Source organism: Pseudoalteromonas sp. SIMBA_162 (assembly GCF_046535955.1).
Lineage (GTDB): Bacteria > Pseudomonadota > Gammaproteobacteria > Enterobacterales > Alteromonadaceae > Pseudoalteromonas > Pseudoalteromonas marina.
The window spans coordinates 1-394 of sequence record NZ_JAWJBQ010000108.1; the positions used below are offsets into that span (position 1 = coordinate 1).

The following is a 394-nucleotide window of genomic DNA, read 5'->3' on the forward strand; positions in this document are numbered from 1 at the left end:
CCCTGGGCGCAGGCGCCGCCGAAGACATTGACCTTGTCATGCGGGATGTCATGGGCATCCATCGCCAGCAGGGTGACCACCGCGAAGGCCTCGTTGATTTCGAACAGGTCGACGTCTTCTGTGGTCCATTCCAGGCGCTTCATCAGCGAGTCGATGGCGCCGATGGGCGCCAGCGTGAATTCGCTGGGGTGCTGGGAGTGGGTGCTGTGACCGAGGATACGCGCCTTGACGGCTAGCCCGCGCCGTTCGGCTTCATCACGGCGCGTCAGCACCAGTGCCGAGGCGCCATCGGAGATGGAGCTGGCATTGGCGGCGGTGATGGTGCCGTCCTTGGCGAAGGCCGGGCGCAGAGTGGGAATCTTGTCGAGATTGGCCTGGAAGGGCTGCTCATCCT

General features: G+C 64.5%; 1 pseudogene. It reads right to left on the reverse strand.

The features are described 5' to 3' along the window. Positions 1–394: pseudogene (locus R0J88_RS18930) on the reverse strand (acetyl-CoA C-acetyltransferase); the annotation flags it as partial.